The organism is Bradyrhizobium oligotrophicum (assembly GCF_051168495.1).
Lineage (GTDB): Bacteria > Pseudomonadota > Alphaproteobacteria > Rhizobiales > Xanthobacteraceae > Bradyrhizobium > Bradyrhizobium oligotrophicum_A.
The window spans coordinates 11,467-26,879 of sequence record NZ_JBNPVB010000025.1; the positions used below are offsets into that span (position 1 = coordinate 11,467).

Genomic DNA, 15,413 nt, shown 5'->3' on the forward strand with positions numbered 1-15,413 from the left:
TTGGTCAGGGCCGTGATGAGCTCTGTGCGTGAACCAAGTCGTGGTTCACCGGCCCGGGCTTACCGACGGCCGGCAAATCCGGCGCCGTGACCGATCATCCGCCTTACTTGCGCTGACCGCGGGAACTTTTTGGCGGGACGCGAGTTGATCGCGGTTCCATCGGGGGAACGAGCCGCGGGGGACTATGCGGAAGCCGGAGATATCGACAGGCGCGCTTGGAGGCGTGGCCGAGACCCTGCAGCGCTCCTATGGCAGTCTGAGCATCAAGGGGCGCCTGTTGTTGCTGGCAGGCATCCTGTTCCTCCCCTGCGTCGGCCTGATCGCCTATGTCATCGTGTCCATGGCGCAGTCCGCCGACGCCTCGATCCGCCGCGGTCTCCTCTATGCCGCCCAGACGATCTCCGGCGCGGTCGATGCCGAGGTGCGGCGCTACCTCGCATTGGCGGAGGTGCTGGCGAAATCTCCCGACCTGAACGCGGACAGCCTGACCGACTTCGAAGCGGAAGCGCGCCGGGTGGGGGCGGTGAGCGGGGACGCCCGGATCATCGTGTCCGATGCCGGCGGACGTTTGCTGTTCAACACGATGGCGCCTGCCGGCAAGCCGCTCGGCGAGCGCACCCCGGAAGGGTTGCGTTCGCAGGACCGCGCCTTTCAGTCGGGACGGCCGCACGTTTCGGACGTCTTCATCGATCCCGGCTCCGACGAGTGGGTGGCGACGGTGGACGTTCCCGTCTTCAAGAACGGCAGGCCGTTTCGTTGCCTCTCGATCGCCATGCCGGCCGCGAACTATACCCGCCTCCTGGCCCAGCAGCGCCTGCCGGCGGACTGGCTGGTCGGCATCATCGATGCAAGCGGCCGGTACGTCTCCCGCATTCCGAAGAATGCCACCACGACGGGCCAGCCTGCGTCGGCCGGCTGGCGAGCCCACGCCGCAGCGGAAGGGATCTCGGAGTTTCCCTCGATCGAAGGCGATCGCGTGATCAACGCCAATGCGCATCCCCAGCTCAACGGCTGGACCGTCGGGGTCGGCATCAAGCAGGGCGCGTTCGCCGAGGCGATATCGTCGACGGTCAAGACGGCGACGATCGCGGCAACGACGATCTGCGCCCTGGCGCTGCTGCTCGCGGCCGGCATCGGTCGCAGCATCGCCCGGCCGCTCGGCAGCATCGCGGTCGAGAGCGCCATTCCTGGCGTGGCCGCCCCGTCCGATCCCCCCGAAGTGCGGGCGCTCAACGCACGCTTGGCCGCCGCCAAGCAGGCGGAGGCCGAGAGCGCGTACGTCCTTCAGGAAAACTTCAGGCTCCTCGCCAGGGCAAGGGACGAGTCGTCGCGCACCGCCGAGCAGCTCAAGCTCGCCGCGAAATATGGGCAGCTCGGGACCTTCATCTGGGACAGCAGCGCCAACACCAGCCACTGGTCCGGCGAGATCGAGGAGCTCTATGGCCTCAAGCCCGGCACCTTCCCCGGGACCTATGACGACTGGCTGGCGCTGGTGCATCCCGAGGATCGGGCTCATGCCGACCGCGACAACAAGCAGGCGCTGATGACGGGGGAACTCAATTCGGGATGGCGGGTGCCGCTGCCGGACGGCAGCGTTCGCTGGATCGAGGCGCGCGCCCGCATGCTGCGCGCGGAAGGCGGCGGACCCCAACAGATGATCGGCGTCAACATCGACGTGACGGCGGCCAAGGAAGCCGATCGCAAGCGCGAACTGCTGGTGCATGAGCTGGCCCATCGCGTGAAGAACAGCCTCGCCGTGGTGCAGTCGCTGGCCCACCAGTTGCTGCCGCGGCACGACGCCAAGGTCCGCGATTTCACCGCGCGGCTGCATGCGCTGGCGACGGTCCACACCAGCCTTGCCGAGAACGACTGGCAGGGCGCCGATCTCGCCGCGCTCGTCGCCGGCCAGGTGGCGCCGTTCGCCGGCGCGCCCGATCAGCTCACGACCAGCGGTCCGACCGTCCTGGTCCCGGTCGAACTGACGACCCAACTGGCGCTGGTCATTCACGAGATGGCCTGCAACGCCAGCAAATACGGCGCGCTCACCACGCCCGACGGTCGCATCGCGGTCAGCTGGTCGCTCGGCCCAGACGTTCTGCGCGTCCGCTGGGAGGAGAGCGGCGGTCCGCCGGCGCGCGAGCCGCCCGTGCTCGGCTTCGGCAGCCGGCTGCTGACGCGCACGGTCAGGCATCTGCAGCGCAGCTTCGGCGAAAGCGGGCTGACCTGTCAGTTCGAGATGCCGTGGCTCGACACCCGCAGCGAGATCCCGGCCGCGGTCGTCGGCGAGGCGACGTGAGCGATCGCGGGCGCGCGACGGTCATGAAGTACGACGCGAGCGGCCGACCGTACCGCCTCGACTTGTTGATGAAGCTGAGACGAGCTTCCAATTCTCGTTTATAAACAATTCGTTCACCATAAATCCTGCGATGCCGGTTCGGGCCGCGGACAAGGAAAATTGCGAAGGGAGTCGAACGTCCATGGAAGCTGAGGCCGCAGCGGCTGCAGCCGCCATCATCGCGCAAGCGCGCGCGGCGCGGACCCTGCTCGGGCCGTTGCCGCTCGAGCTTCAGCCTGAAGATGAACTGGCCGGTTACGTCGTTCAGCGCGCCGCGCACGCGCTGGTCGCAGCCCGTCACGGCGCCCGCGTCGGCTACAAGATCGGCTGCACCAGCAAGGTGATGCAGGACTATCTGCAGATCCCGCATCCGTGTGCCGGGGGCGTCTTCGCACATGGTGTGCATGATGGCGGCGTCAGCCTGCCGGCGGCGGGCTTCATCCGTGTCGGCGTCGAATGCGAGATCGCGATGCGGCTCGCCCGCGACCTTGCGCCATCGGGAGCGCCATTCACCGCCGAAGACGTCGCGGCGGAGGTCGGCGCCTGCCACCCAGCGATCGAGATCGTCGACGACCGCTACGTGACATGGGAGACCCTGGGCGCGCCGACCCTGATCGCCGACGACTTCTTTGCGGCAGGCTGCGTGCTTGGGGCGGCAGTCGAGCGCGCGGCGCTGCCCGACCTGCGCGGCGTGCGCGGCCGGGCGCTCATCAACGGCGAGGTGGCGGGCGAGGGCACCGGCGCCGACGTGCTCGGCCATCCCTTCCAAGCGCTCGCCTGGCTCGCCAATCACCTCGCCGCCAACGGCGAGGGGCTGAAGGCCGGCGAACTGGTGCTGACCGGCAGCCTGGTCAAGACGGTCTGGCTCGGTGCCGGCGACCGGGTGCGGATGGAGCTCGACGGCCTCGGTGCGGTCGAGATGGCGTTCGTGTAACGGTACTCGGCGGTCAGCCGGAGCGCGATCGTGCAGCCTCAGGCTGGCACCGGACATTTGACGCTGCAAGGACGCTTGCGCACCTCGGCGAGGTCGTGGGCCACCTGCAGCTCGAGCCAAGTATCGGCCGTGCTGCAGATCGCCTTCTCGAGCTTCTCCGCCATCTCCGCCGTGACGCCGCTGCGTCCGGCGATTGATGTTGTGCAGCTGCTGCCTGCTCATCCCGAGGCCCTCGGCTGCGGCCGCGATGCTGACCCCGATCTCCCCGACTGTATGCCGAGCAGCTCGCCGGGGTGGGGGATTTTCATCGGCTCAGCTATACGAGCTCCATGCGCAAATGACGGCCGACGGCTCTCGCGGCCCGTGCCAGCGTCCCGAGCGTGACCGATTCATTGTCGGGATCGAGCAGCCGGTCGAGCTGCGCACGGCTGGTTTCCATCCGCCTGGCCAGCTCGGTCTTGGAAATGGCCTCGCGCCGCATCAGGTCTTCGAGCTGTCGCACCAGCACGCGCTTGATCGCGCGCGCCGTCAGGGTCTCGTAGAGGCCCTCCTCCTTCAGGAAGTCGTCGAAGGCGGAGCCCACTTTACCCTTGCCAGCCGTCGTGCGTGTTCGCATTACGAAATTACTTTCATGCGTTTGACGGCCAAGTCGATATCGGACGTCGGCGTCCTCTGGCTTTTCTTGATGAAGGCATGAAGCAGGATCATCTTGCCCTCCAGTTCGCAAAATATCACTCGGGCGATGCGCCCCCGCGTGAGGCTGCTGCGCACTTCCCAAAGTCCCATGGCCGGCAGAGCGGAAGCCCAATGGGCCACGCGAATTCGACATCCTTGATGTCTTCGCCGACGATCCGGCGATCCTCCGCGGGCAATTCCTTGAGCCAATCTCGAACCGGCTCTCTGCCAGACGGAAGCGCATAGAAGAACGCAGGCAGTCGCTTCATCTATATGTACCATTTTCGGTACATGCTGCAATGATGAAATCGTTCGGCATGTCCAAGCAGGTCCGGTTGAGGGACGCGTGATTTGCTCCAAGCCATTCGTCTATCGTTGAAACAAAATGAGAACATTTGGAATGGGCTGCGTCAAGGACGGCTGGCCATGCCGCTCTCCCGAAACGAACACGGCCTCCGGCAGGGGAGCTACCGGAGGCCGCGTATACATTGCCCGCCGCGCCTAGGTTCGCATTGGGCAATGTGGGAGCTCGTTGTCGGGAGAAGGGCGGCGGCTGCGGGCGGCATTTGCAATGACCCGTGTCGCGCTCGGCCAATCCCTTGCCCGACCCTCCCCGCGCGGGGAGGGATTTTCGTCGTCGTCGCTTTGGTCCTTTTCCAGACTGCCCCGCGACGTCGCGGCGGCGGCTTGTCCGTGACCGGGCGTGATGGAGTCCGCCCGGTCTTGCGTTGCTGATCGCCGCCTCAGAACGGCAGCAGGATGTCCATCACCTGCTGGCCATAGCGCGGCTGCTGGACGTCGGTGATCTGGCCGCGGCCGCCGTAGGAGATGCGGGCCTGGGCGATCTTGGTGGAGTCGATCGTGTTGTCGCTCTGGATGTCCTCGGGCCGGACGATGCCGGCGACGATCAGTTCGCGGATCTCGTAATTGACCCGGATCTCCTGCTTGCCCTCGACGACGAGATTGCCGTTCGGCAGCACCTGCGTCACGACGGCGGCGACGCTCGTGGTCAGCGATTCCGAGCGCTGGATGGTGCCCTTGCCGTCGGAGGACGAGGTGCCGTCGGCGGTGAGGATGCGGCCGGGCAGCACCTTCTGCGCCTGGGCCCCGAGCGTCTGCGAGCCGATGAAGTCGGTGATCCCCGAATCCTCCTTGTTGGTGCGGCTGCGCTGGGTCTCGTTGGCGATGTTGGCCTTGTCCGAGATGCTGACGGTGACGGTCAGGAGATCGCCGACCTGGCGCGCGCGCTGGTCCTTGAAGAAGGCGCGCGAACCGTTACGCCACAACGAGTTCGGTGCGTAGGACACGGCTTCCGGCTTCGGCATCGGCATCTGCACCGGCTTGTAGCCGGGCTGGGTGGTCGGGTTGTCGATCTCGGTCAGCTTCGGGCGCTCGCCGATCTGCGTCAGCCGGTCGATCGAGGAGCATCCCCCGGCCACCGACAGCACCGCGAACGACACCGAGATCAGCGCGGCCCTCCGCAGGCTCGATGCGCCCCGATCATCAAACTTGAACTTGGACATGAAACTTACTCGGCTTTCGTGGTGGCGGAGGTGGTCAGGCGGCTGGCGACGGCAACGGGGGCGGCGATGTCGGCTTCGGAGGTCTGCGCCGGCTTGGCAACGGCGATGTCGACCGAGACCTGGCCGCGTCCAGTGACGCGGCCGGTCACGGTGCGCTTGGACTGCAGGTTGAGCACGCTGACGACATCGCCCTCGGTGCCGGATTCCAGTGCCTTGCCGCGCGTGGTGAGGTAGATGCCGGCGGTCTGATAGATCAGCGTGACGGCCTGATCGCGCTGCACCAGGTCCGGCTTGGCGAGGTCGGTGGTCTTCAGCGCCTGGCCCGCGCGCACCGCGCGGCGCATCTGCATGCCCACGGCGAGTTCGCGGGAGGCGGGCTCGCCGCCGCCGAGTTCGGCGCGCGGCCGCCGCTCGACCTGCAGGTCGCCGGACCGGATCATCTCGTTGCGGTCGATGTTGCGGGTCAGCACGACGGCTTCGACCGTCTCGATCGCGGTGCCGGTGTAGCGCAGCTTGGTCGGGCTCGCGCCATTGGCATGGCCGAGCTCGAAGGTGATGTCGAAGCGGCCGCTGCGCGGGTCGAAGCGGACGCTGGTCGGCGCCAGTGCGCCGCTGTTGGAGGCGTCGAACTTCAGGTCCTGCACCGGCTGGTCGAAGCTGACGCTGAGGTTGCTGGCGTCGCCGAGCCCGTTGCGGTGATCGAGGGCCTGGGCGACCGCCGTGCTGATCTCCCTGGCATCGATGGCGCGGGCGAGCCGCGTGACCGCGACCTCCTTGACGTCGCGGACGTCGACGCCGATGACCTGGTGGCTGCGCAGGATCGCGATCACCTGTGAGGCCGGCAGTACGCCGGTGGTGCCGAGGTCGGGCGCGCGGTAGACGGCGACGTTCGCGGCCACGCCGGCATTCTCGACCAGGTCGCCGACACGGACGATGTCGCCGGTCACGTTGACGGTCGCGCGCAGCATGGGCGCCTTGATCTGGTCGTCGGCCTCGCCGGCCAATGCCGACAGCGCGGTCGAGGCGAGCAGGGCGGCGGCCAGGAAGAAGGGGCGGGCGGTGCAGGTCATCGTCGTGATCTCCCCTCTGATCTCAGCGGAACAACGCAGTGGTCGACTGCATCATCTGGTCGGCGGCGGAGATGACCTTGGCGTTCATCTCGTAGGCGCGCTGGGCTGCGATCAGCTCGCTCATCTCGCTGACGACGTCGACATTGGCCTGCTCCAGGCTGCCCTGGGTGATGCTGCCATAGCCTTCCTGGTTGGCGACGCCGTCCTGCGGGGCGCCGGAGGAGGGCGTGTCGGTGAACTGGTTGTTGCCGACCGGCTGCAGGCCGGCCTTGTTGATGAAGCGCGTGACCTGGATCTGGCCGATGATGTTCGAGGTGGTCGAGCCCGGCAGCGTCACCGAGACCTGGCCCTGCGCGTTGACCGTGATGCCCGAGGCGTTGTTCGGGATCGTGATCGTCGGCTGCACCGGGTTGCCCTGGGCGGTGACGATGCGGCCCTGATTGTCCATCTGGAAGGTGCCGTCGCGGGTGTACTGATAGGTGCCGTCCGGCATCAGGACCTTGAAGAAGCCCTCGCCCGAGATGGCGAGGTCGAGATCGTTGCCGGTCTGCGACAGCGTGCCTTGCGTCATTGAGCGCGGCGTGCCGACGGTCTTGACGCCGCCGCCGATGTCGACGCCCACGGGCAGGATCGTGCCCTGGTCCGAGGACTGCGCGCCGACCCGGCGCATGTGCTCATAGATCAGGTCCTGGAACGCCGCCGTCTGCTTCTTGAAGCCGGTGGTGCGGAGGTTGGCGATGTTGTTGGAGATCACCTGAACGTTGAGTTCCTGTGCCGCCATTCCGGTCGCAGCGGTGTGAAGCGCCTGCATGTCACGTCTCCTTCAAGTCTGTCGCGGTCAGGCCGGAACGTCGGCGAGTTTCTCGATCGCGCTCTTGCGCAGGTCGCTCTGGACCTGCAGCATGTTGGCGACCTGGGTGTAGGCACGCATCACTTCGACCATCTTGCTCATCTCGCCGACCGCGCTGACGTTCGACTTCTCGATGTAGCCCTGCTGGACGGTCGACTTGATATCCTGCTGCGGCGTGACGCCGCCGGCGGCGGAATAGAGATTGTCGCCCTGCTTCTGCGCCTGTTGCGGGTCGGCGAAGCTGACGAGGCGCAGTTTGCCGCGGATCGAGTCGGTGCGGTTGACGCCTTCGACCACCGTCACGGTGCCGTCCGGCGAGATGTTGATGTCGTGGTCGGTCGGCTGGAACACGATCGGACCGCCGGTGCCGAGCACCGGGTCACCGGCGGTCGTGACGAGCTGGCCGAGATTGTTCATGTGCAAATTGCCGTCGCGGGTATAGCGCTCGCCGGCCGCGGTCTGCACCGTCAGGAAGCCGTCTCCCTGGATGGCGATGTCGAGCGCGTTGCCGGTGCGCTGTATCGAGCCCTGCGTGAAGTCGCGATAGGTGCCGCGGTCCTGGACGTAGGAGACCCTGCGGGCGGCGCCCGGAAAATTGTCCTCATGCGCGCCGGAGGAGAGATACTCCTCGAACAGCTGCTGATCGGCCTTGAAGCCGTTGGTGTTGACGTTGGCGACGTTGTTGGCAACGACGTCGAGTTGCCGCTCCAGCACCATCTGCCGCGACAATCCGATGAGAAGCGCATTCTCCACCGGTCGATCTCCCCTTTTAACGAATCCCGTTCGCGGCACCTCTCCCAAGGCGGTCTCGACCGGGTCTTCCAAGAACCGTTCAGCTCTCCCAAGCCGGCGGGTTCGCAAGGGGTACAGCGAAAGCCGTGCCAACTCTTAATATACAGATAAATCAATGGGTTGGATTTCGGGCTGGGGTCAGGACACCCGGCAATAACGTCTTGCTAACCATAATTGCCCGGCAAGTTTTTCCCACCGCTGGAACAAAAGAAAGCTTCCGTTAACCATTGTTACCGTAGCGTTCACTCAATGAAGCGCAGATGCGCTGGGAGCGTTGGTTTCGCGTCATCGTGCTTTCTGGCGGCATCGGTTCGACTCTCTGAGAGGATCCGAAGGCCATGGCTGAGAATGAAGGCGGGGCAGGCGAAGGCGAGGAGCAAGCAGGCTCGCCGAAGAGCAAGCTCAAGCTGATCATCATGATCGTCGGTGCGCTGGCGCTGCTCGGCGTCGGCGGTGCGGCCTATTTCTTCTTCTTCAGCCACAAGAACAACGAGCATCACGCCGAGGCGGCGCCGGCCGCGAAGCCGCCGGCCTTCGTCGAGGTGCCGGACCTGCTGGTCAATTTGGTCGGCAATCCCGGTGACCGCGTCCAGTATCTGAAAGTGAAGATCGTGCTCGAGGTGAAGGAGGAGAAGCAGGTCGAGCACATCAAGCCGACGCTGCCGCGCGTCACCGACATCTTCCAGACCTACCTGCGCGAGCTCCGGCCGAGCGACCTCAACGGCTCGGCGGGCCTGTTCCGGCTGAAGGAGGAGCTCACCAAGCGGGTCAACGTCGCGCTGGCGCCCAATCAGGTCAACGCGGTGTTGTTCAAGGAAATCGTGGTCCAGTAAGGCACGGAAGCGCAACGATCATGGCGGGCAACGACCAAGTCGACCAAGATGCGATAGCCGCGCAATGGGAAGCCTCGCTCGATTCGGAGGATCCCACGGAGGCCGCGGCAGCCGCGGCAGCCAATGAACTCACCGAATCGATGGCCCTGCAATGGGCCGCGATGGTCGAGGACGGCAGCCGCGATTTCGGCGCCACCAAGAACGGCGGCGAGCGGGTGCTGTCGCAGGAGGAGATCGACAATCTCCTCGGCTTCACCGCCGGCGAGGTCAACCTCGACGACCATTCCGGCATCCGGGCGATCATCGATTCGGCGATGGTCTCCTACGAGCGTTTGCCGATGCTCGAAATCGTCTTCGACCGCCTGGTGCGGCTGATGACGACGAGCCTGCGCAACTTCACCTCCGACAACGTCGAAGTCACGCTCGACCGCATCACCTCGGTGCGGTTCGGCGACTACATGAACTCGATCCCGCTGCCGGCGGTGCTCTCGGTCTTCAAGGCCGAGGAGTGGGAGAATTTCGGCCTCGCCACCGTCGATTCCACCCTGATCTATTCGATCATCGACGTGCTGCTCGGCGGCCGGCGCGGCACCAGCCAGATGCGCGTCGAGGGGCGTCCCTATACGACGATCGAGACCAACCTGGTGAAGCGGCTGATCGAGGTCGTGTTGTCCGACGCCGAGCAGGCGTTCCGGCCGCTGTCTCCGGTCACCTTCACCATCGACCGGCTCGAAACCAATCCGCGGTTCGCCGCGATCAGCCGCCCGGCCAATGCCGCGATCCTGGTCAAGCTGCGGATCGACATGGAGGACCGCGGCGGCAACATCGAGCTGCTGCTGCCCTATGCGACGATCGAGCCGATCCGCCCGGTCCTGCTGCAGATGTTCATGGGCGAGAAGTTCGGCCGCGACCCGGTCTGGGAAGGCCACTTCGCTACCGAGATCGCGCAGGCCGAGATCGCCGTCGATGCCGTGCTCTACGAGGCGGACGTGCCGCTGAAGCAGCTGATGAAGCTCAAGGTCGGCGACACCCTGCCGCTCGACATCCGTCCCGATGCGCTGGTCGCGGTCCGCTGCGGCAGCACGATGCTCACCGAGGGGCGGATGGGGCGGGTCGGCGACCGCGTCGCGATCCGTGTCACCAAGAATTTGCGCAAGCCCAATACGACGCTTGCAATGTTCGAAGGCTCCGAAGGTCAGAACAAGTTGATGGAGGCCCAATGAACCACTCGCTCGGATTGATCATCGAAAGCCTGGTGGCGGTGCTTCTGGTGCTCACCATCGGCTATTGCATGCTGCTCAACGCCAGGCTGAAGCGGCTGAAGGCCGACGAGCATTCGCTCAAGGCCGTCATCGCGGAGCTGATCACCGCGACCGAGATCGCCGAGCGGGCGATCGGCGGCCTCAAGCTCGCGGTGCGCGACGTCAACGACAATCTCGGCAATCAGCTCGCCGCGGCGACGCAGATGTCCGATCAGTTGAAGAAGCAGCTCGCCGAGAGCGACGGCGTGGTGCGCCGGCTGTCGCGGATCGCGAGCGCCGCGCGTCCCATCACCTCGCCTGAAGCCGCGCCCGAGCCGGCGCCGGTGCCGGCCATCACCGCCGAGCCGGTCCGCGTTTCCGGTGCCAAGGCGGTTGCCGCCGCGGCCCAGGCATTCTCCGAACGTCGAAGGACCGGTGGCCTTGCCGCATGAATGCGTTCCGTAACATCCGCGTCATTCCCGTCGTCCTGATTGCGGTGGCCTGCCTCGCGGTCCTGAAGGTGGCCGGCCTCGTCATCGACGGCGGCTATGTGTTCGACTACGACCCGCAGTCCTCGAAGCGGTCCTGGGCCCAGGAGAACCTGGGCTATCCGGGCCGCGAGGACAATGACATCGTCACCGGCTCGACCCACGGCGCGCCCAAGGAGAAGAAGGAGGAGGCCCCGAAGCCCGCCGCTCCCGACACCAAGCCCGATGGCGTCGTGATCCGGCCCGAGGAGAATCAGCAGCAGGTCTCGCCGGCAGAGAAGGCGATTCTTGAGCGGTTGCAGTCCCGCCGCCAGGAGCTCGACGCGCGCCAGCGCGAGATCGACATCCGCGAGAGCCTGTTGCGCGCGGCCGAGCAGCGCATCCAGTCCAAGACCGAGGAGATGAAGGCGATCGAGGGGCGCATCTCCGGCGCGCAGGCCGCCAAGGCCGAGGCCGACAACGCCCGCTTCAAGAGCATCGTCACGATGTACGAAGGCATGAAGCCGAAGGACGCCGCCAAGGTGTTCGACCGGCTCGACATGTCGGTGCTGCTCGAGATCGCCTCACAGATCGCGCCGCGCAAGATGTCGGACATTCTCGGCCTGATGACGCCGGAAGCCGCCGAGCGCCTCACGGTCGAGCTGGCGCGCCGGGCCGGCGCCGACCGGCCCGAGGTGAGCGCCGAGCTGCCGAAGATCGAAGGCAAGATCGTGCCGGTGAGAGGCAATTGAGCCGCATGTTTAATGCGCCCTTAAACGCCGGCTTCTAGATTTCCGGCGTGGCGGGGCACGCGGATCCGTCACGGTGCGGATGTCGAACTGGAAGCTTGTGACCATGGTGCGCACGATTCCCATTGGATTGCGGTCGCGGGCTCGCGCGCGCATCCGCGCCGGCCTCGCCCTGCTGTCGGCCGTCGTGATCGGGCTGATGCTGTCGACGGTCGCGGCCGGCGCCGCATCGGTGCCGGGCGAGGCGAGCCTGTCGGCACAGAACGGCTATGCGCGGCTGGTGCTGAAATTCGCAGAGGACGTCGGCGTCGACGTCACCACGGCCGGCTCGATCCTGCTGGTCCGGTTCGACCGGCCCGCCAACGTTCCGATCGACCGCTGGGTCGATGCGGCGCCCGACTACATCTCCTCGGCGCGCGGCGACCCGGACGGCTCGGCGCTGCGGCTGTCGCTGTCGCGCAAGGTGCGCGTCAACACCATGACGGCGGGCGAGCGCGTCTTCATCGATCTCTTGCCGGACAGCTGGACCGGCCCGCCGCCGCCGCTTCCGGCCGAAGTCGTGCGCGAACTCGCCGAACGCGCCCGCGCCGCGGAACGGGCGCTGCGGCTGCAGCGTGCCGAGGCGGAATCGAAGCGGCGGCCGCCGATCCGCGTCCGCGCCCTGGTGCAGCCGACCTTCGTGCGCTTCGTGTTCGAGATTCCCGACGGCGTCGGCGTCTCCTCGGTGCTCAACGACCAGAAGCTGTCGCTGTTCTTGACCGTGCCGCTCAACTTCGATCTCGCCGACGCCAAGATCGTCGCGCCGCCGAACGTCGCCGCGATCAACCAGCGCATCGACGGCATCAAGACCGTGGTCGAGATCGGCCTGATCGGCGAGGTCGACGTCCACGCCTTCCGCGAGGAGAAGAACTACAACATCGACATCGCCTATGTGCAGCCCGACAAGAAGGTGGCCGCGGTGTCTTCGGACACGCTGCCCGGCGCCAAGGCCGCGTCTGCCGAGAAGTCCAATGCCGACAACGCAAAGCCCGCGGCGCAGCCCGACATCGTGCAGCCGACCTCCGAGACCATCGCCAAGGAGATGAAGGCGGAGGCCAAGCCCGCGCCCGCGATCGCCGCTCCGGCCACGGAGCCGGCAGCCGAGCCGGCGCCGCCCGCATCAGCGGCTGCGCCGCCCGCGCCGGCAACGAAACCGGAAGCCGCTGCCGAGGCCGCCAAGTCCGAGCCTGCCAAGTCCGAGCCTGCCAAGTCCGAGCCTGCCAAGTCCGAGCCTGCCAAGCCGGAGGCGCCGAAGCCCGAGGTGGCGACGTCGGAAGCTGCCAAGCCCGAAGCTGCCAAGCCCGAAGCCGCCAAGCCGGCGGAGAAGCCGGCCAACGGCGCCGCTACCCTGGAGGCGCTGCGCGACAGCGAGGGCCTGCGGCTCACCTTCGGCTTCGGCCAGGTCACGCCGGCAGCGCTGTTCCGCCGCGGCGACACCGTGTGGATGGTGTTCGATTCCACCAAGCCGGTCGATGTCGAGCCGATCCGCGCCAAGGGCGGCGCCATCATCGGCGAGGTCAACCGGATGCCGCTCGACAACGGGCAGGCGATCCGCATCCGTCTCAACCGGCCGCAGATGCATTCGCTCGGCAGCGAGGACGGCGGGCGCAGCTGGACGCTGTCGTTCGCCGACAAGGGCCAGGCCATTCAGCAGCCGCTGATGGTGATGCGCAACGTCACCGATCCCGCGCTCGCCAACGTCATGGTGCCGCTCGCCAACCCGGGGGCGGGACTGCTGCACCGGCTGACCGATCCCGACGCCGGCGACACGCTGCTGGTGGTGACGGCGCCGCCGCCGATCCGCGGCTTCATCAAGCGCCAGGACCTCGTCGATCTGTCGCTGCTCGATTCCGTCCACGGCATCGCGGTGCGTCCGAACTCGGAGGACATCGCCGTCGAGATCGCGCCCGACAAGGTGATCCTGGGGCGGCCCGGCGGCCTGACGCTGTCGTCGATCGGCTTCTCGCCGGAGCGGGCGCCGACCGCCGTCAGGCCGATGTTCGACATCGACGAATGGCAGCAGAACCAGGCACAGCCCTTCGTGTCGCGCCAGGACCTGCTGATCAAGGCGGCTGCGAGCGCCGAGCCGGAGCGGCGGGCCCAGGCACGCCTGGCGCTGGCGCGCTTCTACATGGCGCGCGGGATGTATCCGGAGGCGCGCGGCATCACCAACCTGATGATCTCCGACGGCGATCCGCGCACCGACGAGACCGCGATGCTGATGATCCATGCGGTCGCCAGCATCCTGATGGGACGTCCTGACCAGGGCCTCAAGGATCTCGGCAATTCGTCGATCGGCAACAATTTCGACTCGCAGATGTGGAAGGGGCTGGCCTATGCGCGGCAGGGCAAGTTCGCCGACGCGCGCGAGAAGCTGAAGAACGTCGAATTCGCCATCGCCTCGCTGCCGCTCGACCTGCAGCGCATCGTGATCGCCGATGCGATGAAGTCGGCGCTCGAGATCAAGGATTTCGCCGGCGCCGCCAAGCGGCGCGCCGAGCTCGACGTGATCGGGGTGCCGCCGGACATGAAACCCGACGTGGCCGTGCTGCGCGGCCGGCTCGCCGAGGCAATGGCGCAGGAGAAGGACGCGCTCGACGAATATCGCTCCGCCATCAACTCCAACGACCGCCTGGCGGCCGCGGAAGCCAAGCTGTTCGAGATCAAGCTGTTGCAGAAGCGCGGCGAGATCAAGCCGGCCGATGCGCTCAAGGAGCTGGAGACCTTGCAGGCGATCTGGCGCGGCGACGCGATCGAGGTGCAGGCCTTGCAGATGATGTCGCAGCTCTATGAGGAGGCCGGGCGCTATGCGGATTCGCTCGAAGCGGCACGCATGGCGACCCGCCTGATGCCCAACTCCGACATGGCGCGCCAGGCCCAGGATAACGCCCAGCGGCTGTTCTCGCAGCTGTTCCTCAACGGCAAGGCCGACGAGATGCCGCCGGTCGATGCGCTCAGCATCTTCTATGGCTTCCGCGAACTGACCCCGATCGGCCGGCGCGGCGACGAGATGATCCGCAAGCTGGCCGACCGCCTGGTCGGCATCGACCTGCTCGACCAGGCCGCCGAGCTCCTGCAGTATCAGGTCGACCACCGCCTCGAAGGCGCCGCGCGCGCCCAGGTCGCGGCGCGTCTGGCGATGGTCTATTTGACCAACCGCAAGCCGGACCGCGCCATCGAGGCGCTGCGCAGCACCCGTATCGCCGATCTTTCCGGCGAGCTGCGCCAGCAGCGCCTGCTGCTCGAGGCGCGCGCCAACAGCGACATCGGACGTCACGACCTCGGGCTCGACATCATCACCAATGTCGGCGGACGCGAGGCGATCCGGCTGCGCTCGGACATCTACTGGGCGTCGCGGCGCTGGCGCGAGGCCTCCGAGCAGATCGAGCTGTATTACGGCGACCGCTGGCGCGATTTCCGTCCGCTCAATCCGGCCGAGCGCGGCGACATCCTGCGCGCCGTCGTAGGCTATGCGCTGGCGGACGACGCCATCGGTCTCGCCCGTTTCCGCGAGAAGTATGCGCCGCTGATGACCGGCGAGGCCGACAAGATCGCCTTCGACGTCGCCAGCAAACCGGCCAGCGGCTCGAGCGCCGAGTTTGCCCAGATCGCCAAGATGGCGGCCAGCGTCGATACGCTCGACGGCTTCCTGCGCGACATGAAGGCGCGCTTCCCCGATGCCACCGGCAAGGCGCCGGAGGTCGGCAAGGACGCCGCCAAGATGGAATCGGAGTCCACGGCCGGCCTGCCGCGCATCATGGGCGTGAAGCAGGCGATCGCCGGCCGCTGACGGTCGTGACGTGGCCAGCGGCCGTCGACCCTGCTTCGTCGAACCGCGCGCGATGAGCCGCGCGTTCGTCTCAGTGTTCCTCGTTCGATGAGGAAAAATTCCCGATCTGGCCGGT

14 protein-coding genes are annotated in these 15,413 nt (G+C 66.8%); 7 read left to right on the forward strand and 7 right to left on the reverse strand.

Annotation, left to right across the window (positions count from 1 at the left end):
- The first annotated feature begins 223 nt into the window (after positions 1-223).
- Together ACQR1B_RS31860 and ACQR1B_RS31865 are read left to right on the forward strand one after the other, a co-directional pair.
- Positions 224-2,296, forward strand: coding sequence for a sensor histidine kinase (locus tag ACQR1B_RS31860; RefSeq protein ID WP_434837115.1), 2,073 nt, complete (start codon positions 224-226; stop codon positions 2,294-2,296).
- Positions 2,297-2,477: 181 nt separating this feature from the next.
- Positions 2,478-3,269 (forward strand): 2-keto-4-pentenoate hydratase, encoded by a 792-nt coding sequence (locus ACQR1B_RS31865; RefSeq protein ID WP_434837114.1) that lies wholly within the window; start codon positions 2,478-2,480, stop codon positions 3,267-3,269.
- Between the two features lie 38 nt (positions 3,270-3,307).
- Here the strand turns inward: ACQR1B_RS31865 and ACQR1B_RS31870 are convergent, their stop codons facing one another.
- The 7 genes from ACQR1B_RS31870 to flgF form a co-directional block, all read right to left on the reverse strand.
- Entirely contained in the window at positions 3,308-3,433 is a 126-nt protein-coding gene (locus tag ACQR1B_RS31870) for a hypothetical protein (RefSeq protein ID WP_434837113.1), read from the reverse strand.
- Between the two features lie 152 nt (positions 3,434-3,585).
- A complete protein-coding gene (locus ACQR1B_RS31875; RefSeq protein WP_434837112.1) occupies positions 3,586-3,885 on the reverse strand; it encodes a helix-turn-helix domain-containing protein in 300 nt (99 codons plus the stop codon).
- Positions 3,885-4,085, reverse strand: a complete 201-nt coding sequence (locus ACQR1B_RS31880) for a type II toxin-antitoxin system RelE/ParE family toxin (protein ID WP_434837111.1) — start codon at positions 4,083-4,085, stop codon at positions 3,885-3,887. Before ACQR1B_RS31880 ends, ACQR1B_RS31875 begins: the two co-directional genes overlap by 1 nt.
- Before the next feature lie 602 nt (positions 4,086-4,687).
- Positions 4,688-5,467 carry a flagellar basal body L-ring protein FlgH gene (flgH, locus tag ACQR1B_RS31885; protein WP_434837110.1) on the reverse strand — a complete coding sequence of 260 codons (780 nt, stop codon included), beginning with the start codon at positions 5,465-5,467 and terminating at the stop codon, positions 4,688-4,690.
- 5 nt (positions 5,468-5,472) lie between these two features.
- Positions 5,473-6,537 (reverse strand): flagellar basal body P-ring formation chaperone FlgA, encoded by a 1,065-nt coding sequence (gene flgA / locus ACQR1B_RS31890; RefSeq protein WP_434837109.1) that lies wholly within the window; start codon positions 6,535-6,537, stop codon positions 5,473-5,475.
- A 22-nt stretch (positions 6,538-6,559) separates the two neighbouring features.
- Entirely contained in the window at positions 6,560-7,348 is a 789-nt protein-coding gene (gene flgG / locus ACQR1B_RS31895) for a flagellar basal-body rod protein FlgG (protein WP_434837108.1), read from the reverse strand.
- Positions 7,349-7,375: 27 nt separating this feature from the next.
- On the reverse strand, positions 7,376-8,140 hold the full coding sequence (gene flgF, locus ACQR1B_RS31900; protein ID WP_434837107.1) for a flagellar basal-body rod protein FlgF: 765 nt from the start codon (positions 8,138-8,140) through the stop codon (positions 7,376-7,378).
- Between the two features lie 377 nt (positions 8,141-8,517).
- On the opposite strand from flgF, the gene fliL reads away from it, so the two are divergent.
- The 5 genes from fliL to ACQR1B_RS31925 all read left to right on the forward strand — a co-directional run bounded on the left by fliL (position 8,518) and on the right by ACQR1B_RS31925 (position 15,298).
- A complete protein-coding gene (gene fliL, locus ACQR1B_RS31905) occupies positions 8,518-9,012 on the forward strand; it encodes a flagellar basal body-associated protein FliL (RefSeq protein WP_434837106.1) in 495 nt (164 codons plus the stop codon).
- Between the two features lie 20 nt (positions 9,013-9,032).
- Positions 9,033-10,235: a flagellar motor switch protein FliM gene (gene fliM / locus ACQR1B_RS31910; RefSeq protein ID WP_434837105.1), complete on the forward strand. Its 1,203-nt coding sequence runs from the start codon at positions 9,033-9,035 to the stop codon at positions 10,233-10,235.
- Complete coding sequence (locus tag ACQR1B_RS31915) at positions 10,232-10,705, forward strand: DUF6468 domain-containing protein (RefSeq protein ID WP_434837104.1); 474 nt, start codon at positions 10,232-10,234, stop codon at positions 10,703-10,705. The genes fliM and ACQR1B_RS31915 overlap by 4 nt, the downstream gene beginning before the upstream one ends.
- Positions 10,702-11,472, forward strand: coding sequence for a MotE family protein (locus ACQR1B_RS31920; protein WP_434837103.1), 771 nt, complete (start codon positions 10,702-10,704; stop codon positions 11,470-11,472). The genes ACQR1B_RS31915 and ACQR1B_RS31920 overlap by 4 nt, the downstream gene beginning before the upstream one ends.
- A 103-nt stretch (positions 11,473-11,575) precedes the next feature.
- On the forward strand, positions 11,576-15,298 hold the full coding sequence (locus ACQR1B_RS31925) for a tetratricopeptide repeat protein (protein WP_434837102.1): 3,723 nt from the start codon (positions 11,576-11,578) through the stop codon (positions 15,296-15,298).
- Positions 15,299-15,413 lie beyond the last annotated feature (115 nt).